This window comes from Oceanobacillus sojae, from assembly GCF_900162665.1.
In the GTDB taxonomy this organism is placed as follows: domain Bacteria; phylum Bacillota; class Bacilli; order Bacillales; family Amphibacillaceae; genus Oceanobacillus; species Oceanobacillus sojae_A.
The window spans coordinates 1,270,334-1,292,072 of the sequence record NZ_LT727812.1; the positions used below are offsets into that span (position 1 = coordinate 1,270,334).

A 21,739-nucleotide genomic window follows, 5' to 3' on the forward strand; every position below is an offset into this window, starting at 1 on the left:
TACACGGCGATAAAACTTAATCTGCCGGTGATAACTCTTCCTCTGTTACCCATTTATGATTTTGGACTTTTTCACCAGTATCTGTTGTTTCAAAATCAACCATATAGACAGTGGTTTCGTCCGCCGAATCAATTTCTGCAGTAGCGCCATTCATCCCTTCCATATGGTCTGTATTCAATACCACTTCTGTTCCAGGATCCAGTGGTGCAGCATCTGGATTTTCTAATTCTTCATGGATAACCCACTTATGATTTTCGATTTCCTGGCCACCATCTGTCGTATAAGATACGGTATAAACAGTGGTATCAAACGCACCGGAGATTTTCGCAACAGCACCGTCCATTCCTGGCATATGATCGGCACTGATTATTGCTTCGCTGCCAACTTCAAATGTCGGGTCCGAAGCTTTTTTAAGACCTGCCGGGATTTCTCCGGAACTGGACATTTCTTCAGCTGAATGATCCATTTCTTCATGTTCACCTGTGTGTTCATTATGTTCCATTTCTCCACTTGCCAGCGGATTTTGCCCGGTAGCAATAGCAAAAACCGCGAAAACAGCTGCTACATAGATAATTCCTAAGGAAACCCATTTCTTAATGGACATATTATTGGCCTCCTTTCAGCTTTAAACGTTGTAATCGTAATGCGTTTAGTACCACAGATACAGAACTGAACGCCATTGCTGCTCCGGCAACCCATGGAGCGAGCAGTCCAATTGCAGCAACCGGAATGGAAGCTGAATTATAGAAGAAGGCAAAGAACAGGTTTTGTTTGATATTACGCATTGTTTTCGCACTAATTTCTACACTGTCTGCCACACTATTCAAATCGCCGCGCATCAGTGTAATATCAGCCGCTTCAATCGCTACATCTGTTCCTGTACCAATCGCCATTCCGATATCTGCTACAGCTAATGCCGGTGCATCATTAACACCGTCACCTACCATAGCTACTTTTTTACCTTCCAGTTGAAGATTTTTTATTTCATCTGCTTTTTGTTCCGGTACTACTTCTGCGATTACACGATCAATTCCTACCTGTTTTCCGATTGCGTTGGCAGTCCTTTGATTATCCCCGGTCAGCATAATGACTTCCAGCCCTTGCTCGTGCATTCTCTGAATAGCCGCTTTAGATGTCTCTTTTACGGTATCTGCCACTGCAATGACCCCGGCCAATTGATTTTCCAGACCGATTAACATTGCTGTTTTCCCATCTGATTCAAGCTTCGCCATGTTATCTTCTACAGAAGAAACATCAATATTCTCCCGTTTCATCAGTTTCCTTGTACCGACAAAAATCATTTTTCCATCTACAGAAGCTTGGATACCGTATCCCGGTATTGCTTCAAAAGAATCGGTTTCTTTAATCTGAACGCCTTTTGCTTTTGCACCTTTTACAATTGCTTCTGCCAATGGATGTTCAGAATTATTTTCAGCAGAAGCCACTAAGGCAAGCACTTCTTCTTCTGAAAAACCTTGTTCTGGCAGAACGTCTGTTAGTTCAGGCTCCCCTTTGGTTACCGTTCCCGTTTTATCTAAAACAATTGTGTTCAGATTACGCGTATTTTCTAAATACTCTCCGCCTTTAAACAATACTCCAAGCTCGGCTGCTCTTCCTGAACCAGCCATCACAGATGTCGGAGTTGCCAGACCAAGCGCACAAGGGCAGGCAATAACCAATACTGTAATCGCAGGGACTAAAGCAGAACGTAAATCACCAGGTGCTACGAAGAAATACCATACAAGCCCGGTCACCAGTGCTATTCCTACAACAATGGGAACAAATACGCCAGATACGCGGTCAGCAACGCGCTGAATATCAGCTTTACTTCCCTGTGCTTCTTCAACAACCTTTACAATTTGAGAAAGGGCCGTATCCTTACCAACCTTTGTAGCCTCAATGGTTAACAATCCATTCTTATTGATAGTGGAACCAATAGCTGCATCGCCTGTCTTCTTATCAACAGGGATACTTTCTCCAGTAATCATCGATTCATCAACTGCGGATTCTCCCTTAATGATTTGGCCATCCACAGGAATTTTCTCACCAGGACGAACCATAACAGTATCGCCAACGATTACTTCTTCAATTGCAATTTCCTGTTCTTCGCCGTTTCTAATTACTCGGGCAGTTTTTGCCTGCATTCCGAGCAATTTCTGTATCGCCTGACCGGTTCTTCCTTTGGCACGAACTTCAAATAGTTTTCCAAGCAGGATTAAAGTGATAATTACTGCGGAAGCTTCGAAATAAAGCTCTGGCATACCAGCCTGACCTTGTATTTGCCACTCAATCCCTAAGAAAATACTATAAATGAAAGCAACCGATGTACCTAATGCGACAAGGACATCCATATTAGCGCTGCCGTTTTTCAGTGCTTTATATGCAGATTTATAAAATTGTGCCCCGACAATAAATTGCACAGGTGCAGCTAAAGCTAATTGTACCCACGGATTCATTAACATATCCGGGGAATAGATAAACGACGTAAACTCAAAGTGTGTTACCATCGTCCATAATAAAGGAAGTGATAGAATAGCTGAAAAGATAAATTTCCCTGTCTGATGACGAATTTCTTCCTCTTTATTATTTGCAGTTTCCTCTTTAGATGCCTGCACTTTTAAGCTGTAGCCTAATTTTTTTACTGCTTCCATCATTTCGTTGACAGTAACCTGACCCTGGTCATAATCTACTGTCACATTTTCTAATGCAAAGTTAACAGAAGCATTAGAGACGCCTTCCATTTTATTTAAACGTTTTTCAATTTTATTAGCACATGCAGCACAGGTCATACCCGAAATATCGAATGTTTGTTTATCGTGTGCAACGTGATAGCCTAATTTCTCAATTTTATCTTCAAAATCCTGTACATTTGTTTTGTCAGAATCATAAACAACTTTTGTTTTTTCAATAGCAAAGTTGACATTTGCATTTTCCACGCCGTCTATTTTATTGAGACCTTTTTCAATTCTATTGGCACATGCAGCACAAGTCATCCCTTGTATTTGTAAGTTTACTTCCTTTTGTGCTCCCATTGTTCTCACCTCTCTATATACCGCATAGGGGTATTTAAATTTCAAAAAGGTAATCGTGCTGAAGCAGCACGATTACTCCCTTTTATTTAAGCAACATCATAGCCTTGTTCTTCTATTACTTCTGTAATATCTTTTAATTCTACTTTATCAGCATTGTATGTTACATCTACTTTTCCATCTTCTAAATGCACTTTTACTGATTCAACTCCATCTAATTCTCCTACGTTTCCTTCAATAGAATTGACGCAATGGCCACATGACATTCCTTGTACATTAAGTGTTATATTTTCCATGTAAATTACCTCCTAATTTTAAATCCACTTTCATATTACCATACCCTAGATAGGTATTGTCAATAATAAAATTTTTTATTTCATTATTTTTGAGATAGTTGTCATAAGTTCTGTTACGATTTCAGGATCTTTATTCTCTAACCTTTCAATGACACAGGTATTTATATGACTTTCCAGAAGCAGACGTGAAACAGAATGCAGCGCAGATTGTACTGCCGACATTTGTGTTAAAATATCATCACAGTATACATTCCGGTCAATCATTCGTTTTACGCCTTTGACCTGTCCTTCAATCCGGCTCATGCGATTCATTAAATTTCGTTGAAGCTCATCCGGCATATGCGTGCCGGACTCTTCTCCTTTTTCCACACAACACATTTTCTTCTGATCTATCGGATTCATTTGTTCCGCTGTTTTTCCCATATCTATTCTCCCCTCTTATTTCAAGGATTAGTTAAGATTAATTTGTTTATAAATCCATCATACTATACCCCTATAAGGTATGTCAAATTATTATTATTTGTCTAAAAAACAAAAAAGATTTATATACCAGCAGATAGTATATATATAATACTGTATAATGAAGGATATAAAAAAAGCAGATAGCGGAGGAATTCTTATGAAAACAATTGGCCTGATAGGTGGAATGAGTTGGGAATCTTCAGCTGAATATTATCGAATTATCAATGAAAAAGTTAAAAGTGAGTTAGGCGGATTACACTCTGCTAAATGTCTGTTATACAGCGTTGATTTTGAAGAAATTGAACGATTCCAGGCAGAAGGCAGATGGGGCGAAGCAGGGAAACGATTAGGAGATGCAGCCTATTCATTAGAAAAAGCAGGAGCAGATTTTATCGTTATTTGTACGAACACCATGCATAAAGTAGTGAAGGATATAGAAGCAAAAATTAATATTCCTGTCCTTCATATTGCAGATGCGACCGCCAATCAAATAACAAAGTCCAATCTGCATACAGTTGGATTGCTGGGCACCAAATACACAATGGAACAGGATTTTTATAAAGCACGGATCAAGTCAAATGGGATAAATATTTTAATACCTGACCAATCGGAAAGAGAAATGATTAATAAGGTTATCTTTGAAGAGCTGTGTTTGGGTAATATTAAACAATCATCCAGAAACGATTACAAAGAAGTTATCAACCACTTAATTAATCAAGGTGCAGAAGGAATTATTCTCGGATGTACGGAAATTGGGATGCTAGTTAAGCAGGAGGATTCAGAAGTGCCCTTATTTGATACTGCTGAAATACATGCAATGGAAGCTGTTCGTAAAGCATTGGGAATTTAATCACATTTAATAGCTTGGGATTATATGGTGAAACAGCTTCAGCTGTCACCCTAAAACAGCGGGCCTCTTCTTCGTGGCCCACTGTTTTTAGAATTCACTTTATAACATGGATAGAAACGTACCTCCAAGAGCCCCAGTCACGACAATGATCCAAGGGGGCAGCTTGAAGTAAACCAGCATACTAAAAAGAATGGCAGCAAAAGCAAAATCAATCGGCTCAAGAATTGCACTCGTCCAAATAGGATGATAGAAAGCGGAAATTAATATCCCTACTACAGCAGCATTTACACCCATAAGCACACCTTTCATTTTATGATTGCTTCTTATTTGATTCCAAAAAGGCAGTGCACCTAAAATAAGCAGAAATGCCGGTAAAAAAATAGCCACAGTTGCTACTAATCCACCCTTCCACCCGCTGATAACGGCACCGATATAGGCCGCAAATGTAAACAATGGTCCGGGAACTGCCTGTGTGGCCCCGTAGCCAGCTAAAAACGAAGCTTCGTCCATCCAGCCTGTTGGGACAAATTCACGCTCCAGCAACGGCAAAACAACATGTCCCCCACCAAAAACAAGAGATCCAGAGCGATAAAAACTATCAAACATAGCAATCCAATTCAGGGCGGTCATCTCTCTTAAAATAGGAAGAAAAACAAGCAATCCAAAAAATAACGATAAACAGATGAGCCCCAGCTTTTTAGAAATTGGAAAAACAAAATCTGCTTTCTCATTATCAGCATGATTTTTATACACTATATAGCCAATCAGTCCTGCTAATAAAATAACACCAACTTGTATAAAGGCTATTTGCCATAATAAGGTTATTATTAAAGCAAACAATGCAATCGATTTGCGTTTTAAATCCGGTGTCAATTTTGAGGCCATTCCCAAAATCGCATGCGCCACTACAGCTACTGCAACAATTTTTAGTCCTTGAATCCAACCGGCTCCTTCCATAGATGAGCCTTGTAAAAACAAAGCAAATATAATTAATGCCAATACAGAAGGAAGTGTAAAGCCGATAAAAGCAAGAATTCCTCCAGGTACCCCTCCCCGCATAACGCCGATTCCTATGCCGACTTGACTGCTGGCAGGGCCCGGTAAAAACTGACACAGGGCAACCAGGTCGCTGTAACTTCTCTCATCCATCCATTTTCTTTTCCGGACATATTCTTCATGAAAATATCCAAGATGTGCTATCGGTCCGCCGAAGGATGTCAGCCCCAGCTGTGCAGAAACAAGCAGGATTTCTATTAGAATCTTTAATTTTCCTTTTTCTTCATTATGCTTCATTTTACACGCCCTTTTCTATCAATCTATTATTTTTTTAAACAGTTCATATGTCTTCTCAACTCATCCAGCATCCATGCACCAAAAACAGATTCTTCTATTGCATGATACAGAATAGGTATTTGCATAAATCCTAAAAATAACTTTCTTAATAATTTATCTTCCAACGGAATTGTCTCCTGCACTATCAATATCGAAACTTGATATCAGATTTCGTTATTAACTTATCATCGGTACATATCCCTTTCAACCCATTACAATAAGACTTTACATAAACTTTACAAAAGAATCGAATATAAAAAAGCCAATCCGCTCCATATATATATGGATCAAATTGACTTTGAATATTTAAACAAATATTTACTTACTCAGGGTTAAGCTCCCTCTATCATATCCCGTCTGTTATAGCCGAGATAACCAACAACCATCAGAACGATACTGATTACGGTAATTGTAATAAACACAGGCGCATCAAAGCTGTCCATCGGCATTTGCGGAATCCAGCTTTGTACAGCTGTTTTTAAAAACCACTCCGGTAAATCTAAAATACCGTCAAAGTAATTTAAAATAAAGGAATAACCGAGATAGGCATAAACAACCTTCCCGAGCTTCGGAGCCCAGCCAAGTGCTAAAGCTGCGAGTGCCGTAAAGAATAAAACCGATGGAAGGAAGTTATAGCCCGCTGCCAGAAAATCACTGATATCCATTGCAGCACTGTCTCCCATTACGGAAATAGCTGTACCGCCAAGTCCTCCCGCAGCTAGCAGCGTTCCAATTAATCCGGCAATAACAGCTAAACCGATTGTCGTCCAGTAAAATTGGCCCCTGGTGACTTTGGCAGCGTGAAGCTGACTTAAATGCTGACGGCTTTCTTCAGCGAAAAGCTTATTCACAATCACAATCGGCAGAATTGAAACTAGCACCATCATCACCATCATAATCGTGCCAGTAAAGGATTCTTCAATGGATACGCCAGATTGGGCAAACATTTGCTTCATCATCTCATTACTTTCCAGAAAGGTTTGCATATCTCCGTAAATGGAACCATAAGCAGCACCCATTACACCAAAACCGATCAGCCAGCCGATAGTAACTCCTTTATTCAGCTTGATAAATAATCCCCGAACAGATAATAGTGAGCGCTTTGCATTTTCCCGTCCTTCTCTTTCCGGCAGATAACCAGCGCCCATATCACGACCGCCCTCCAGCGCAAAAGCAAGGATTAGCATCACAACACTGAAAATCAAGGCAAACATAATCGGCAGCCAGCTGTTATCTGTAAATGGATAGGTCAAATATGTCCATCCAAGCGGGTTAAACATAGAAAAGTCCACATTGGAAACATCCGTGCCGGCACGTATAATATAAAGCAGACCGACGATTCCCAGTGCAGAACCAGTTGCACTGGAGGAAGCCGGCATAATTTGCGCCATTACCAGGCCGATTACCGCTCCAATGACACCAGCCATTCCAATAGATGCTCCAAATAAAAAGGAGCCCTGGACTGAAATCGTATCAACATTAAAAACGATAAGCAGAGCGCTAATGAAAAGCGCTAATATGATATTAATAACAACAACCTCTGCCATTGCCGCAAGTGAGTTCGCCTGCCGCCCAATTTGAAACGAGCGTACCAGCTCTGTCAATCCGAGATCTTCTTCCTTACGTGTATGTCCAATCACGTGTAAAACAGCCATAATCATTGCAAACAAACCGCAGAACAATAACATTTCATGCGCATACATCGCGCCTATTGTATAATCAGCCGCTGTTTCAACCGGGGTCGGACCAACCATGGAAACCATCGCCGGGTTTTGCAATGTCTCAAACATCCCTATCAAACCCTGCCCTTTTGCTATTTCTTCAAAAGCAGGCACAAATCCTCCTGAAAATAAGCCAATTCCGAGAATCCAAAAAATTATTTTTTTCCAATCACGCTTCAGATATTGCAAAAACAGTATATCCCAGCGTGCAAATTTTTCTTTCATTTTCTTTCACCTCTCCATCAGCGCTTATCCCTCATAATGACGCATAAATAAATCCTCCAGTGTCGGCGGAACAGCTTCAAATTTCTTCACACCCAGCTTGGTTGCTTCCACTAAAATATCATTGATATGCTTGTTGTCGGCAGAAAAGGTTGCTTGATTATCTTTTTGCATAAAATCATGCACACCTTCTACAGTCTCCATTTTCGAAACGTCTTCTTCCGTTACTAAAGTTACAGCAGAGCGGGTCAAATGCCTTAATTCATCCAATGTCCCCGATTCTACAATCTCCCCCTGACGAATAATAACAACCCTGTCAGCTAAACGCTCTACCTCGCTCAAAATATGAGAAGACAGCAAAATGGATTTCCCTGCTTCTTTGATTTTTTCTACCTCCTCCTGAAAAACTGCTTCCATTAAAGGATCAAGCCCGGAAGTCGGCTCATCAAAAATATATAAATCAGAATTCACGGACAATGCTGCAATTAACCCAACCTTTTGACGGTTCCCTTTCGAGTACCCTTTCGCTTTTTTCTTCGGATCCAATTCAAAGCGTTTAATTAAATAATCACGTTTTTGCTTATCTCCACCGCCATGCAGCTTCATAAACAAGTCAATAATTTCTCCGCCTGTCAGACTCCCCCAAAGTGCAACATCTCCCGGAACATACGAAATACGTTTATGAATTTCCAAGCTATCCTTCCAGACGTCCTTTCCAAAAATCTCTGCTTTCCCGGCATCACGCTTGATAATTCCTAATAAAACACGGATTGTTGTTGATTTACCAGCTCCATTGGGACCGATAAAACCGACAACTTCTCCAGCACCAACTGTGAATGTCACATCACTTAACGCCTGAAATTTACCAAACTTCTTTTGCAGGCCTTTTATCTTCACAATTTCTGTCATCATGCTGACTCTCCTTCTTTCTGCAATTTAATGTCTTGTTTTAACTTACTTTTTCATTTAAGAAGGTAATACCTCTGAATAAAACTATTAATATGATTTCAGTTCATTTTAATGCATGAAAAATATAATTTTAAACCAAAAACATATTTAATAGTTCAATATTATTCCTTTTTATTTGTTTAGTCAATAAGATAAATACTATTTTTTATTTGCCAGTTCATAATTAGATATATATAATAAATAGGAAGAAATACGCTTTTTTGAAGAAATTTTTTGATGAATGCGCAATAGAAGGCAGGTAATAAATTTGAACGGTTTTGAAAAAAGAACAGAAGAAAAGAAAAAGAATATTTTAGAAGCAGCATTTGAGCTGATGAATAGAAATGAGGAAGGCAAAAATATAACCATGGATAAAATTGCTAAACATGCCAATGTAGGGAAAGCCACCCTCTTTAAGTATTTTGGCAGCAAAGACAACCTTATTCATGAGGTTTTTCAACACGTTATAAATCAATTGATCGATTCGGCAAAAGAAATTATGGCAGAAAATAAGCCTTTTGAAGAAACGATGATTACATTAAGCCAAAATAAAATTAGTTTACTAGATAAAATCAGTCAGCCATTTTATATGAAAATGATGGATTTTTTTACAGAAAAGGACGAAGACGGCTTATCTTTGATGATGCAAAAATTTAATGAAGTAAACTATGGGATGTTACTGGATTTATTTCATCGCGGGCGTAAAGAAGGAAAAGTGGATTTAAAATATTCAGATGAATTTCTGCTGCTGTATTTTCAAGCGATTGTAGAAGGCATTTCCAGTCCGCAGATATATGAAAAAATTGCTCCTTATACAGAGGAATGGACAGAAATATTCATTAAAGGAATTGCCCCGAGAAAGGATTGATAATGCTCAGTGCTCCCTATTTTTTCCTCTTTCTATCAACTTCAAACATGAATTTCATCGTTCTTCTAAAAAAATTGCCCTAATAAAAAAGCTGGGAGTCGCCCAGCTTCTTTTATTTTCGCTCCAATAGGAACGAAAGAAACGTCTTTTGTATCTACATTTTTACACTAATCCATAGTGAAATTTTATCAACATGGCATTTTAGCTCTATTAAAAGGGTTTCCTTCACCCTAATATCCCACTTCAACTACAGCATTAACAATATACATTAAATCATTTTTATCCTCCTGATCACTTAAATAAATACCGCTTGTAGTAGCTAATCCGCCCTCTAATTTCTCCACCGTCACTGTTCCATATGGTACTAATTTTTTGATTTTTTCCTCATCCAAATGCTCTATATCCCTGGGAAGACCTAATTTCACATTTACCTTCATATTATTTAGATCCTGATCAGGTAGGCTGTTCTGAATACCCGGCATCGAATTAGTATAAATCGCGTTGATAACAGCACGCTCTGCTGCCTGATTGACATCCTGCCCATGTAAATCTACTCCTGTACCCGTCTGAATAAATATCATTTGTTCCATCTTTTTTCTCTCCTTCTTGATTTTTCAATATTTCTTTATAACACATGATTGACTTGTTTCTATATATACCCGTTTTTTGAAAAAGCAAAAACTATAATTTCTCCGCCCTCGCTTATACACATATAATGAAAAAAAGACAGCATTACGTACAATTTAGTACGAACGCTGCCTCCCCAGCCTAAACGAAGGCTGGTAGAATTCTACTTCCGATTTTAGCAATTATTGATCATCAAGCAATGAAACTATAAATACTCTACCGCTATTACCATTCAAAAGTAGTCGTTATGTCCATTGCTTTCGTGTTACCTTTTTGGCTCCTCTCTTCACGTTTTTTGATTTCATTTTTTAATGCCGTGCAAAAATTTGGTTCCAGTTTTAATTCGGTTGCATTTCTCAAAGACTCTTTTAAGAGTTCATCTGACAAATGCCTGAGACTGTTCATGGATATTCCTCCCACGTTTGCATTTTGAACTCTTTGATTTTAAATTATCGGAAGTAGAACCTATCTAAATTATTACAAAGTAAGACAAAAAGGGGCAAAATATTTCGACAATAAATAGGAAGAATTATATTATTCGAAGTTTATTTCTTCATTTTTCAGCGGTTGTTTTCCTTATTATCAGAAACAGAGAAAATAAAATCCCGTAAAAAAAAGGATTTTCGCATATTTCGATACGAAAATCCTTTTTTCATTAAAATATCTATCCCAAAATCATTCGATCAGTACGGTGTTTCCATAAGTACAATGCTATTTCCATTCAACAACAGGAGCTGTACCAGCTTCTTGTCCAAGCCTTCCTTTTACCCGATCCAAAACATCCTGCTCCACGCCTTTTGCTAATAAGTATTTTTCAACATCCCCATATATTTCCACAAGATAATCATAAGCACGGATTATATACTCTCTGCTGGAATATAGGAATTCTTTAGGTACCTCAAAAGGAGTTGTACCACCTTTATCAAATTGATGAAAGGATACCAAATTGGTATATGTCACTTCATAATTAGAAATGATATCTTTTTTCTCCACACCGGCCAGCCCAAGCAGCAGCATAGCCAAAACACCCGTACGATCCTTCCCGGCTACACAGTGGAAAAGAAAGCCACCGTCTGCTGACTGGTCAATAATATTAAAGACAACCTGTACATAAGGACTTTCTTCAAGCATTTTCACATAAAAATCGCCCATAGTCAGATCCTTCAAAGCGTCGGCCTCCAGTATCGGCTGCCCGGCAAACGGAATGTTGTGATAGTCGCAGAAATCAGCTTCAGCGAGCGGATTCGGGTGCTCTTCCACCTCATCTGTCCCACGTAAATCAATGACTGTTTTTACACCGTATGCTTCTAAAAAGGAGCTGTCATCCTCCGTTAATTTATGCATATCGCTTGACCTTAGGAATGCATGCCATTTTACCTGTTCGCCTCTTTCTGTACTGTACCCGCCTAATTCACGGCAGTTTTCTACTCCTTCCAGCGGTAAACGAACCCAATTTAATGCTGCATTTTTCATAGAATATCCTCTCCTCAGCTATCATTTTTTTATCAATCCATTATCTGCTGCCATGTGTTATTTTGCTTTTGATTCGCGTCATTAAAAATTCAATGATAAGCATGAAACTGCAGATAATGATAACAATTGTTGTTGTTTGTGCATAATTGTATGTTCCTATTGCCTGGGTAAGCAGCAGTCCAATTCCACCTACACCAATGATTCCCAGACTGATTGATTCGGAAATATTCCCTTCAAACCGGACTGTGATCCATGCAACGAAGGAAGTAATGCAAAGCGGCAATAACCCATGGTAAACGATGCTGAACCAGGAAGCCCCAGTAGAACGCATCGCTTCAATGACATCGTACCCGGCATCTTCAATACTTCCCGTAAACATTTTCACCAGGTAGCCAATCGCAGAAAATAACATCGCAATGAAGCCAGAGGTATTTCCAAAGCCCAGGCTGGCAATAACCATTAAACCCCAAACCAGCGATGGAATAGAACGGATTATTGCGAAGAAGCCTTTAATGAAACTGGATAAAAAGTTATTTGGTGTGATATTTGATGCTGCTAAGAAACTCAGAATCATCGCTAAACATACACCAACAACTAAAGCTAAAAAGGCTAAAGATAAACTCGTCACAAGCTCTAATAATGCAGCTGGAATAATAGAAGCGTCAATCGCCATCATACTATTCAAAACACCCGGAACATTTTCCAGCCGCGCGAAAAATTGTTCCAAATTAAGATTTATCAGTGTTGCAGCTATCACAAATATCGATATAAGTGCAATAATCAAAAGTATCATCTTCCAGACGGAGCCTTTCGATGTTACACGAATATAATTCATTTCCATAGAGAATCACTCCCTTCTTTATACCAATTTTTTACGCAGCGTATTCGTCACAAACTCCGTTAATAGAATGATTGAAACAATCACTATAATAATTCCCAATGCTTCCCCATAATTGAATAAATTAATATTTGTATCTATCAGGACACCGATTCCACCGGATCCGACAAGGCCTAATACGACTGATGCACGGACATTAATTTCAAATGAAAATAATGTCCAGTTTATCCATGAAGGCACAAATTGCGGCAATACTCCATGTAATAAAATCTGAAAATAGGATGAGCCGTTTGCCCGCAGCGCCTCTAATTTCTCACCGGATATTTCATCAATAGATTCGGCATAGCTTTTCCCTAAAAATCCGATAGTGACGAGAATAAGTGCCAGCACGCCAACGATACCGCCTAACCCAAATATGTAGACAAGTAATGCTCCCCAGATAACAAAGGGAATATTACGCAGTATAGAGACAAATGCGCGGCAAATCACGCGGATACTTTTAACCTTATTCGTATTTTCTGAGATAAGAATTCCCAGAATCAGCGCTAAAATACTTGATAGAAAGGTAGCAATCACAGCATAGCCAATCGTATCCAGAACCGCCGGAATGTATTGCTGGACATTTTCTAAACTTGGCGGAAAGAAATTCTGGAAGAAAAAGAGAATAAAATTCGGCAGCCCCATCACCATATCGACAATAGAAATCTTAAGATAAATAACGGCAAATAAAAAGGTGGCACAGAGTAAAGCTGCAATCAACAAAGGCTTTTTCGAATCCCGCTGATCGAGCATTATTTTTGGGTTAAGATTACTCATGCCTTCTGTCCTCCAGTTAGTTGTAACGCCGGTTCTCCCTTAACTTCTGTCTGCATGTCCGTTTGAATCACATCATTTTGCAGCGTTATTTGTGATTCTTTTCCTTCATAAATTGAACGGACCATTTCATCCGTTAATTCAACTGGTTTACCATCAAATACAACCTTCCCGTTCTTAATGCCGACGATCCGGCTTGCAAACTTCTTCGCATAATCCACCTGATGCAGATTAACGATACATGTCAGCTGCTTCTCCTTTGAAATATCATGCAGCTGCTCCATCACAATATTAGCGGACATCGGGTCAAGGGACGCAATTGGCTCATCTGCAAGCAGCAGCTTCGGTCTTTGCAGCAGTGCCCGGCATATACCCACACGCTGCATTTGCCCGCCAGACAGCTCATTGGCCCGTTTATAAATTTGATCTTTTAGACCTACTTTTTCTAAAATCTCCACTGCTTCCTTTTTATCTTCATGCTTGAACAGCCCGAAAATACTTTTATACAACGGTGTATCATGCAGTCTGCCATGCAGCACATTTTTAATCACATTTGTTCTGCCAATTAAATTATAATGCTGGAAAATCATCCCTATTTTCGAACGTTCTTTTCTCAGCTTACCTCCACTTGCTTTTTCCAGATTGTCTCCATCAAAAATCAGATTCCCTTCCGTTGGATCAATCAGACGATTAATACAGCGGATAAAGGTAGATTTCCCAGCCCCTGACGGACCGATAACCACAATAAATTCTCCAGGATAAAAATCAATTGAAATACCATTTAAAGCACGTGTTGATTTTCCATATACCTTCACTAAATCTTTAATGGATAATAATGGTTCCATTTATTATTCAGCCCCCTCTAATGCATTAATCGTTTCTAACATTTTAATCGTTTCCTCATAGTAATCATCTTCTGTTGGATAAAAGCGTGCATTCGGCGTCTGGTGCAGCGCTTCAAAATATTCTTCATCCTCAAAGCTGACAAACGCATCTTCAATAGCTTGCTTTAAGTCTTCCGGCATATCGCCACGGATGATATAGGATGCATCTGGGATACTTTGCGTACGGCCAATTATTTTGATATCATCCGGATCGAGATCTGCCGCTTCCAGCATCTGATCAATTTGTCCATTAACAACTGCTGCTGCATCAAAGTCTTCCATGGCTACACCCATCAGGCTGTTTGGATGAGATTCTGTAAACGTTACATTTTCGAAAAAGTAACCGGATTGCTCAATTAATGCGGGGTCAAGATCTAATTCCTGAACAAGGGTTCCCTTTGGATATAGATAACCAGAGGAGGAAGCTGCATTTACAAAAGCGAAATTCTTGCCTTCTAAATCTTCTATACTATTAATCTCATCATTATCACCCTGTGTAATAAAGGAAGTATAATATTCCGGGATATCATCTGCCTGTGGTGTTACGAGCAGCTCTGCACCTGCCTTTTTCTGTGCCTGATAATAACTCATCGGACTTGCAAGCATCACATCAATATTCCCGCTCGCCATTGCTTCAATCCCCACAGCATAGCTTCCTCCCTGATACTCCACTACATCAATACCGACTTCTTCTGCAATATGCTCTCTGAGCTGTGTATGAAGCGTTGGTGAATTAGGGTTATCTTCATTTGGCATTTGAACGATGGCTATTTCTTCCGGCCAATCGCCATTTTCTCCTTTTCCGGAGGATGCTTCTCCAGTCTTACCGCAAGCTGCCAAAAAAAGAATCAATCCAATCAGTATGAAGCCTTTAAATAAGTATTTATGCATTGTTCATTCTCCTTCAATGTGAATTGTAGTATTTTTTCATGTGATTATGCCGTGAGACCCTTCCAAATAGATATTTATGATTTCTGGCGTCTGCAAAAAATGGCATCAATTGTCCCCCTCCTGCATTTTCAATGGTTCTCTGTGCTTACAACTCTTAATATACTTACTGTTTATTAAGATAATTCACTACTTTTGTAAACTTATTGTAAGGTTATTAAAAACTGCAATGATATTTTCAATCAAAAAAAGCTTTGAATGCTATTAACACTCAAAGCCTTTACCTGTTCTCTCTATTCTTATCATCATCAATTTTTTAATCTCCCTTTAACATTCGCAATCCATTAAGAATAACAAGAATGGTGCTTCCCTCATGACCAATTACCCCCAGCGGCATATTGATTACTTGCAGAAAATTGCTGGCAATCAAAACGGTTATGACAGCAAGTGAAAAAACGATATTTTGCTTCACAATCGTATTCATTTTTTTAGAAATACGAATCGCATTTACCATTTTTCCCAAATTATTTTTCATCAGCACAACATTGGCTGTTTCCAAAGCAATATCGCTGCCTGCTCCCATGGCAACCCCAATATTTGCTGTAGCCAAAGCAGGCGCATCATTGATACCATCGCCAACCATGGCAGTCACCTGATTTTGCTTCCGTAACTGCTTCAGATAATTTACTTTATCTTCAGGTAAACAGTTTGCATGGAACTCCGTTATTCCAGCTTCCTGAGCAATGCTCTTCGCGGTCGCCTGGTTGTCTCCTGTCAGCATAATAGCCCTCAAGCCAAGATGATGGAGCTCCTGAATTGCTGCAATCGCATCTTGCCGGAGAGTGTCCTTCAGCATGAATACAGCAATAATCTTTGCAGCTTTTCTCATAAAAATATTCGTTGTTGCCTGTTCCTGTATATTAAAAGCCTTCAGGAATTGCTCTGCATCCTGTGTTCCGACCAGCTCTGCGTTCCCAATCAGCCAGGAAACATCATCTATCTCCGCTGATAATCCTTTGCCATTATGATGCTGCACAGATACGGATAATTCTGCCTGTTCTTTTTGATATGTTCCCGCCCACTCCTTCATCGCATTGGCAAGCGGATGAATGGACTCACTTTCCATGGTATAGATGATACTTGCCAGGTATTTCGTGTCTTGCCGGGGATCGATAAAAAAATCCACGACCGCTGGTTCTCCTTTAGTTAACGTGCCCGTTTTATCCAAAGCTACAGCATCTAATTTTGCTAGAGATTCTACATAAACACCACCTTTAAACAGAATCCCCTGACGTGCACCATTGGAAATAGCTGATAAGGTTGCAGGCATAATTGAAGCAACTAAGGCACACGGTGAAGCAACAACCAGTAAAATCATTGCCCGGTAAATCGTATCTGTCCAGGTCCAGCCGAATAGATAATGAGGAAGAACCATCATTACCGCAACTGTTAGAAGTACAATTTTGACATATAATCCTTCAAATCTTTCTATAAATTGCTGAGAGGGCGAACGCTCTTCATGTGCGTTTTGAACCAATTCAATAATCTTTTGAAACATTGTCTCTGTCGGCAATGTATTTATTTCGATATGAAGACCGCCGCTGAGATTAACTGTTCCAGCAAACACTTCATCACCTATTGCCTTGATAATTGGAATCGATTCGCCTGATAACGCACTCTCGTCAACTGTGGTATCCCCTTTGATAATCACTCCATCAGCCGGGATTCTTTCTCCTGTTTTCACCATAATCTGATCACCAGGCTTCAATTGATCAATAGCTGTCACTTCACCGTTTAGCAATGTAGCTGTTTCCGGCTGCAGCTTCATCAGGTTTTCCAGCTCATTTTTATTTTTATTTTCCGTATAGCTTTCTAAAGCACCAGACAGGGAAAAGATAAAAATTAAGATAGCTCCTTCCGCCCAGTATCCTATGGAAGCTGCTCCTACAGCTGCAATAATCATTAATAATTCTACGTTTAATTGTCCCGTCTTATATGTTTCAGTGATTCCTTCCTTTGCTTTTGCAAAACCTCCAATCAGAAAAGAAGCAACTAACAAACTGATCCATAAAGAATTCTCTATATGCCCAGATAGTATCCAGGCTGTCAAAATAAGTATTCCGCTTATAGCTGCGGCAATTATTTCTCCATGTACTTTGAGATTGGTTATAAAAAAAGAATGTTGATTTGCTTTTATGTCTTCCATTCTGCAGACCCCCTTTGACGCAATTTATATTTCTGATATTGACTCTCATTCTCAATTATTTATAACTAATATTAGATTATAATTACTATAAATAGTATAGCATACTTTCTTTATATTTGTTTGTAGAAATGGTGACAAATTTATTTAAAAAGATTGTCTATATAAGTTGAATTAGATAATTTTCCATTGACCTAATATATGCTCTTGATCCATTTACGCAGTAAGCAACGCTAATGAACGAAAAAATGCCTGAGACAAATTCTCAGGCATTTTTTCGTTCATTAATTAGTCATTTTTATTCTCTGAATTTCCGTTCTTCTTCCAGCACTTTTTTTCTATTGTTTATTTGAGTTAATCCGTAGCCAAATAAGCATAGGATGAGTACTAATATGACAGCTGCGATGATTGGTAAAATAATGGAATAGGGTTGAATTGCAGTTAACGTAATTAGAAAAAGCAGTACCGCTGTAATCGAAATAAATCCCCACAAAAGGCGGTGAAACATCCTCTCTAAGTGAACAATCCTTGAATCCAGATCAGAGAAAAGATTAAATGGTCCCAGTCCGGATTTTTTACGAAAATATATCCAGTTAGAAAACTCGCCAATCTTTTCAGCTCCAGTTTCTTTAATAAAATCAATATAATCTTCACGTTCTTTTTTCGTTAACTTTGGATCGAGCAATTCCAATCGGTAAATGTAGTTATTCGGAGCCGTTTTCTTAAAGGTGTAATTCGGTACACTTACTTTTGTCAATTCCCAACCGTCTGCCGCCATTTCATTTAACCACTGCTCTTCTTCAGCAAATTTCCAAACGGTGAAAAGCTTCTTTATTTTTTTCTCCATTACCTTTCACTCCCTGCATCCACTATTTTCTTTCCATTGTTGATAAGCTCCTGCAATCTTAACAGCTCCATCTCCACTATTTTCTTCCCTTGAGCGGTAATAAGGTATTCTTTTTTGCGGTTGCTGGCGCTCTTTGGTAATGCTTCAATCCAACCTTTTTTCAAGAGGTTATTTAAAGCTCCGTATAACGTCCCTGCCGCCAGGATTACTCTTCCTTTCGACATCTTCTCTACTTTCTGCATAATACCGTAGCCATGGAGAGGCTCATACAGAGAAAGCAGTGTATAATAAATCGCTTCGGTTAAAGCTATTTGTTCATTTTGCATTATATTACCTCCTTTTTATATCCGATTACGTTATATCGTCTGTCGATATAAAATAGTATATCGCATCCCGATATAACTGTCAACGATATAAAAAGCCTCATTTATAAAGTCTATCATTACGATAAACCTTCTAAACGAGGCTTTTTTATTCAAATCATTTTCTTTTTACTTTTTTAAAATCGATATAAAAAATAATTTATTATTTCCCAGCTCTTTGTGACTGTTTCTCATCTAAATCCCTGTAAAATCGCTCCTTACGGGAAGAATAGCGCCCATGCCCCCGGCGTTCTCTGGCTCTTTTTATTTGTGCCTGAATATACATCATCACCGGCAATACACCAAGTGCATATCTCCCATAACGTCCAACTTCAAAATCTGGTAAAATTGCCTCAACTACAACAGGGAAAACAGTAAACACCAAGCCGATCATAATAACTAAAATGATTTCAGCATGAAATCTGCTGCTGATACGTGTGACTTTCCGGCCCATCGCCAGGGTAAAGGAAATAATATACACAGACACCAAACAAAATCCTGCATAGAGCATTGTAAAAAATACGGCATCTTTCGCATTATCACCAATCAGAAAGTTTATTGGCTCACCTTGGAACAGAATCCCTTCTTCACTGCCGTTAAAAGTGAAGAATACAATCACCATATAACCAACCATAAAAAACATAAAAAAGGTAAGACCTAAAACAACAATACTCCAGAGAATTAAGAAAAGTCTTCGAATAAGCCGAAAAACAATGCCGGATCCGGGTATTTTGCTAAAAATATAAATAATGATAAGAAGTCCAATACAGCCGCCAACGACAAATAGAGTAGAAAGTATTTCATCTGTAATCATAATCTGCTCCTTCATTTATCCGTAAACAGGAAAGTTGCTATTATCATATACAGACTTGGTATTAGCTGGCAATAGTATTTTTTAATCAATTAATCAAAAATATCACAAATGAACACTTTAAATATTAGTACTAACGTTGCATTTTATAAATCTTGGCAACAATAATCTAGTCGTCATTCACCATTACAGTAATCTTATATAATTTCTCAAGACAGTACCCCCTGAAATTTAATTTTCTTCAGGGAGTACTGTCTTCTTTAAAAGAATATCAAAAGAAATCCAATTGATTTTTCATCTAAACAAATTGGAGTTATATTTTATGACATTCTAATATCCAGCAAACTCTTCTGAGCGGATATTATCTTCATTTACACCGGCTTCCACAAGCATTTTCTGCATTGCTTCTACCATATCGCCAGGCCCGGATAAATAATAAATTGGTTTATGGATATCGGAAACATGCCGTTTAAGCAGTTCCGCATCAATATGCCCACGCTCTCCGCTCCACTCGTCAGCATCTGCTCTGGTCATCACAGGTACAAACTTAAAATTAGGATTTCTTTTTTCCAAATCCTCCAAGTCAGATAAAAATGGTGCATCTTCCGGTGTTTTATTTGAATACAGCAGCGTAAGATCATGATCTGTTTTCTGATTTGTCGCCTCTGCAATCATGCTCCGGATCGGCGTGATTCCAATGCCGCCAATAATAAATACAGCCGGGGTTGATTCCGTTTTATGCAGGGTAAAGCTTCCATTTGCCCCGTCAAACTCGACTTCACTGCCTTCTGGAAGATTTTTTAACTCTCTTTTAAAAGCGGTATCTCTCAGACGCGTTGTCGTAACTAATTCATTTTCACTTGGTGCATAAACGAGTGATAATGCTCTTTTCGTTCCTTCCTCATCTATCTCACTTGGATTGATCAGTTTGATGTGAGTCAGCTGGCCTGCTTTAAATTCAAATCCTTCTGGCATTTCCCAATGGAAAGCCATAGTATCCCTTGCAACTAATTCTTTTTTCTTTAATTTAATTTTTGTGTTTGCCATTTCTATTCGCTCCTTTGTATAGAGTAACCTCTTATCACAAAGAGGAGAATTGTAATCCACAATTTTTGATATATAATATTTTTACCCTTATTTTTCTTTTTGCAAACAAGGAGGCTTTTAAAAAGTGCATAAATAAAGACGCTAATCCTTGTTATAAAAGGGCAGCGTCTTATCTTATACTTGCACAAATTCATTAGAGCCTAGACTGATAACTTTTTTCTTATTCCGTATCTGCCGACAAAAACTCATGCAGTGCCTGTTTATTTTGTTCTATATCAATTTCCAATACAGCTCCCGCGTCTGTACGGGCATTCCAAAAAGAATTATCTACAGGAATTCTTAATGTTTCCATCGGATGCTCGCTTCCGGAAATTAATCCTTTGCCTATCGTAAGAATCGTTTTATTATCTACATTCGTGTCAACGTATGGATCAGCAACTCCTAACAGCTTCGGCAATTTAACGACCCCCTGGAGACTCATCACTTCGTCCTTCAGCTTAGTTATTACTTCCTGCTGGCGCTGTACTCTTCCATAATCCCCGTCTGCATCTTTACGAAATCGTACATAACCAAGCAGTTCATCACCGTTTAATACTTGTTCCCCGGGTTCGAGTGTCATTCCGATACCTTCAGACATTTGATGTGGTACATCCACTTCAATGCCATTTGGTGCAATAATGTCTGCGATTTTTGAAAAACCTTCAAAATCGACAACAGCATAATAATTTAAATCTATATCAAAATTTTGCTTCAGTGTCTGTCTGAGCAGCTCCGGACCATCAAATGCAAAGGCAGCATTAATCTTCTGCATGCCGTGTCCGGGAATCTCTACATAAGTATCCCGCATAATAGAAGCAAGCTTCATATCATGGGTGTCCTGATTATAGTGAGCAATCATAATTGTATCTGAAAGACCGCGTCCTTCTCCTCGGGTATCACTGCCAATCATTAAAACATTAATTTCCCCAAATTGCGGTTCTGAACCTTCAAAAGGAATAAAGGTTGCGCCATCGTCTTTATACGGGCCTTCTTTTGCTATCGATAAACCTTGGTAGTATTGTATGACAGCATAGGCTCCCACCGCAATAATACATACAAAAACAAACAGCAGGACACGACGTCTCCATTTACGCTTCGCAGTTTTTCTTTCACGTCTTTTCATATGTAACGCTCCTTGTATTATTCTTTAATTAATTGTTCAAAAAGTAGACAACATCC

21 protein-coding genes and 2 pseudogenes are annotated in these 21,739 nt (G+C 38.8%); 2 read left to right on the forward strand and 21 right to left on the reverse strand.

Annotated elements, in window-relative coordinates; all coding sequences use genetic code 11:
- Window positions 1–16 precede the first annotated feature (16 nt).
- The 4 genes from BN1068_RS17100 to BN1068_RS17115 form a co-directional block, all read right to left on the reverse strand.
- Window positions 17–598 (reverse strand): YdhK family protein, encoded by a 582-nt coding sequence (locus tag BN1068_RS17100; protein WP_439822985.1) that lies wholly within the window; start codon window positions 596–598, stop codon window positions 17–19.
- A gap of 7 nt (window positions 599–605) precedes the next feature.
- Window positions 606–3,032, reverse strand: a complete 2,427-nt coding sequence (locus tag BN1068_RS17105) for a heavy metal translocating P-type ATPase (protein WP_077604020.1) — start codon at window positions 3,030–3,032, stop codon at window positions 606–608.
- An 86-nt stretch (window positions 3,033–3,118) separates the two neighbouring features.
- Window positions 3,119–3,325, reverse strand: coding sequence for a copper chaperone CopZ (copZ, locus tag BN1068_RS17110; protein ID WP_077604021.1), 207 nt, complete (start codon window positions 3,323–3,325; stop codon window positions 3,119–3,121).
- A 75-nt stretch (window positions 3,326–3,400) separates the two neighbouring features.
- Window positions 3,401–3,748 carry a metal-sensing transcriptional repressor gene (locus BN1068_RS17115; RefSeq protein WP_254846799.1) on the reverse strand — a complete coding sequence of 116 codons (348 nt, stop codon included), beginning with the start codon at window positions 3,746–3,748 and terminating at the stop codon, window positions 3,401–3,403.
- 196 nt (window positions 3,749–3,944) lie between these two features.
- Between BN1068_RS17115 and BN1068_RS17120 the strand changes: the two genes are divergently transcribed.
- Window positions 3,945–4,637: an aspartate/glutamate racemase family protein gene (locus tag BN1068_RS17120; RefSeq protein ID WP_077604022.1), complete on the forward strand. Its 693-nt coding sequence runs from the start codon at window positions 3,945–3,947 to the stop codon at window positions 4,635–4,637.
- Window positions 4,638–4,736: 99 nt separating this feature from the next.
- Here the strand turns inward: BN1068_RS17120 and BN1068_RS17125 are convergent, their stop codons facing one another.
- The 4 genes and pseudogenes from BN1068_RS17125 to BN1068_RS17140 form a co-directional block, all read right to left on the reverse strand.
- On the reverse strand, window positions 4,737–5,930 hold the full coding sequence (locus BN1068_RS17125; protein WP_077604023.1) for a chromate transporter: 1,194 nt from the start codon (window positions 5,928–5,930) through the stop codon (window positions 4,737–4,739).
- 47 nt (window positions 5,931–5,977) lie between these two features.
- Window positions 5,978–6,094 (reverse strand): annotated as a pseudogene (locus tag BN1068_RS17130) (PadR family transcriptional regulator); the annotation flags it as partial.
- 207 nt (window positions 6,095–6,301) lie between these two features.
- The gene (locus BN1068_RS17135) at window positions 6,302–7,915 is read right to left on the reverse strand and encodes an ABC transporter permease (RefSeq protein ID WP_077604024.1); all 1,614 of its coding nucleotides are present in this window, start codon (window positions 7,913–7,915) and stop codon (window positions 6,302–6,304) included.
- 24 nt (window positions 7,916–7,939) lie between these two features.
- Complete coding sequence (locus BN1068_RS17140) at window positions 7,940–8,821, reverse strand: ABC transporter ATP-binding protein (RefSeq protein WP_077604118.1); 882 nt, start codon at window positions 8,819–8,821, stop codon at window positions 7,940–7,942.
- Window positions 8,822–9,101: 280 nt separating this feature from the next.
- Here BN1068_RS17140 and BN1068_RS24430 point away from each other — a divergent pair.
- A pseudogene (locus BN1068_RS24430) lies at window positions 9,102–9,302 on the forward strand (TetR/AcrR family transcriptional regulator); the annotation flags it as partial.
- Between the two features lie 656 nt (window positions 9,303–9,958).
- On the opposite strand, the gene BN1068_RS17150 reads toward BN1068_RS24430, so the two are convergent.
- The 13 genes from BN1068_RS17150 to BN1068_RS17210 all read right to left on the reverse strand — a co-directional run bounded on the left by BN1068_RS17150 (window position 9,959) and on the right by BN1068_RS17210 (window position 21,683).
- On the reverse strand, window positions 9,959–10,318 hold the full coding sequence (locus BN1068_RS17150) for a Lin0512 family protein (protein WP_077604026.1): 360 nt from the start codon (window positions 10,316–10,318) through the stop codon (window positions 9,959–9,961).
- A gap of 262 nt (window positions 10,319–10,580) precedes the next feature.
- Window positions 10,581–10,760, reverse strand: a complete 180-nt coding sequence (sda, locus tag BN1068_RS17155) for a sporulation histidine kinase inhibitor Sda (protein ID WP_077604027.1) — start codon at window positions 10,758–10,760, stop codon at window positions 10,581–10,583.
- Window positions 10,761–11,066: 306 nt separating this feature from the next.
- Complete coding sequence (locus BN1068_RS17160) at window positions 11,067–11,828, reverse strand: tyrosine-protein phosphatase (protein ID WP_077604028.1); 762 nt, start codon at window positions 11,826–11,828, stop codon at window positions 11,067–11,069.
- Between the two features lie 40 nt (window positions 11,829–11,868).
- The gene (locus tag BN1068_RS17165) at window positions 11,869–12,669 is read right to left on the reverse strand and encodes a PhnE/PtxC family ABC transporter permease (protein ID WP_077604029.1); all 801 of its coding nucleotides are present in this window, start codon (window positions 12,667–12,669) and stop codon (window positions 11,869–11,871) included.
- Between the two features lie 18 nt (window positions 12,670–12,687).
- Window positions 12,688–13,482 (reverse strand): phosphonate ABC transporter, permease protein PhnE, encoded by a 795-nt coding sequence (gene phnE / locus BN1068_RS17170; RefSeq protein WP_077604030.1) that lies wholly within the window; start codon window positions 13,480–13,482, stop codon window positions 12,688–12,690.
- Complete coding sequence (phnC, locus tag BN1068_RS17175; protein ID WP_077604031.1) at window positions 13,479–14,324, reverse strand: phosphonate ABC transporter ATP-binding protein; 846 nt, start codon at window positions 14,322–14,324, stop codon at window positions 13,479–13,481. Before phnC ends, phnE begins: the two co-directional genes overlap by 4 nt.
- A 3-nt stretch (window positions 14,325–14,327) precedes the next feature.
- On the reverse strand, window positions 14,328–15,254 hold the full coding sequence (locus BN1068_RS17180) for a phosphate/phosphite/phosphonate ABC transporter substrate-binding protein (protein ID WP_077604032.1): 927 nt from the start codon (window positions 15,252–15,254) through the stop codon (window positions 14,328–14,330).
- 313 nt (window positions 15,255–15,567) lie between these two features.
- Window positions 15,568–17,457: a heavy metal translocating P-type ATPase gene (locus BN1068_RS17185; protein ID WP_077604033.1), complete on the reverse strand. Its 1,890-nt coding sequence runs from the start codon at window positions 17,455–17,457 to the stop codon at window positions 15,568–15,570.
- A 295-nt stretch (window positions 17,458–17,752) separates the two neighbouring features.
- Window positions 17,753–18,301, reverse strand: a complete 549-nt coding sequence (locus BN1068_RS17190; protein WP_077604034.1) for a DUF2812 domain-containing protein — start codon at window positions 18,299–18,301, stop codon at window positions 17,753–17,755.
- Window positions 18,301–18,627 (reverse strand): PadR family transcriptional regulator, encoded by a 327-nt coding sequence (locus BN1068_RS17195; protein ID WP_077604035.1) that lies wholly within the window; start codon window positions 18,625–18,627, stop codon window positions 18,301–18,303. Before BN1068_RS17195 ends, BN1068_RS17190 begins: the two co-directional genes overlap by 1 nt.
- 199 nt (window positions 18,628–18,826) lie before the next feature.
- A complete protein-coding gene (locus BN1068_RS17200; protein ID WP_077604036.1) occupies window positions 18,827–19,477 on the reverse strand; it encodes a hypothetical protein in 651 nt (216 codons plus the stop codon).
- 327 nt (window positions 19,478–19,804) lie between these two features.
- Window positions 19,805–20,521, reverse strand: coding sequence for a ferredoxin--NADP reductase (locus BN1068_RS17205; protein ID WP_077604037.1), 717 nt, complete (start codon window positions 20,519–20,521; stop codon window positions 19,805–19,807).
- 220 nt (window positions 20,522–20,741) lie between these two features.
- Complete coding sequence (locus tag BN1068_RS17210; RefSeq protein ID WP_077604038.1) at window positions 20,742–21,683, reverse strand: LCP family protein; 942 nt, start codon at window positions 21,681–21,683, stop codon at window positions 20,742–20,744.
- Window positions 21,684–21,739: the final 56 nt, after the last annotated feature.